General features: G+C 41.3%; 3 protein-coding genes and 1 pseudogene. All 4 read left to right on the top strand.

Going from position 1 to position 1,098, the window contains the following annotated elements; all coding sequences use genetic code 11:
- Positions 1-290 (top strand): annotated as a pseudogene (locus FEFB_RS08840) (ATP-binding protein); the annotation flags it as partial.
- 124 nt (positions 291-414) lie between these two features.
- Positions 415-615, top strand: a complete 201-nt coding sequence (locus FEFB_RS07975; protein ID WP_047975719.1) for a hypothetical protein — start codon at positions 415-417, stop codon at positions 613-615.
- Positions 608-751 (top strand): hypothetical protein, encoded by a 144-nt coding sequence (locus tag FEFB_RS08835; RefSeq protein ID WP_161795120.1) that lies wholly within the window; start codon positions 608-610, stop codon positions 749-751. The genes FEFB_RS07975 and FEFB_RS08835 overlap by 8 nt, the downstream gene beginning before the upstream one ends.
- 75 nt (positions 752-826) lie before the next feature.
- Positions 827-955 (top strand): hypothetical protein, encoded by a 129-nt coding sequence (locus tag FEFB_RS09115; protein ID WP_255360199.1) that lies wholly within the window; start codon positions 827-829, stop codon positions 953-955.
- Positions 956-1,098 lie beyond the last annotated feature (143 nt).

The raw sequence follows: 1,098 nt of genomic DNA, 5'->3' as shown, positions 1-1,098 counted from the left end.
ATGTACTGGTACTAGATGATTTCGGCAGTGAAGCTGGCGGAATGGGTAACAGTGGCAAGCAGGCCAGTGAGCCAATGCAGAAGTTTATGTACGAGTTAGCTGAAGCACGCCAGGCCAAAGATGAATACGGCAAGCGAACCAAGACAAACATTGTCACGACTAACCAAAAGATTAGCGGTGATGCTAACAGTCTTGATCGTTCGTATAATCCCAAGATTATCAGCCGACTAATAGCAAAGAAAGAAGCTAATCAACTTATATTCGGCGGAATGGAGGACTTACGAGAGTGAAAGAGCCCAAATTTGTTAAAAATGCTGAATTGCAGGAGATTGCAGAAAAACAACCACACGATAGCCAAGAAGAAATGATGGCTATGTTGATTTTCCGGAAGACACATTTATAGGAATTTTTAAAATGGCGGTAAAAAATAAAGCAGAAAGAATATGGGCGCTGTACAAAGGCGATGAATTTATATCAGTTGGCACAATAGATGAGATTTCAAAAGAAACTGGTAGGTCATTTGATTATTTGATGTTTATGACTAATCCGTCATACATGAAGCGCAAGAGTGCAGGAAACAAATTGCGATTATACGAGGTAGATGACGATGAATGATTTAAAAGAATGGCTGGCAGGAATTGGAAACAAAGTTGTCACGAGTGCATTTATGACGAATGAAACGCAAGTGCCAGAAAAACAGCACGTAGAAATCAACGGTAAGTTTTACAAATTGACGATTGAGAGGTTGTGAAATGAGTCAAAGTAAAGAAATCAGCGATAAGATGGCCAATCGTCTGTGACGGTACGCCATAAGAACCACCTAACGATGGCACAAGTAGCACGTAAGACTGGTGTTAGTCGCACACAATTGCATCGATTCTACGGTGAAGACCGACGTAATTTCTCGTTAGCAAATTACCACAAGTTATGGCGGTTCGCTTATTACGATGATTGAGGTATCTGAATGGAATTTGCAGGTAAATTACTAAGCAGGCGGGGTAATGTGGTCACAATCGAACTAGATAGCCCAGAAATCCTGTATCAGCTCGATAAAGTGCAAGATAGTGTAATTACACTAGGAGTACATGACGGGCGCTC

It is taken from the genome of Fructobacillus sp. EFB-N1 (genome assembly GCF_001038455.1).
In the GTDB taxonomy this organism is placed as follows: domain Bacteria; phylum Bacillota; class Bacilli; order Lactobacillales; family Lactobacillaceae; genus Fructobacillus; species Fructobacillus cardui.
Note: the sequence above shows the minus strand (reverse complement) of the source record. Positions and strands in the feature narration are given on the sequence as shown.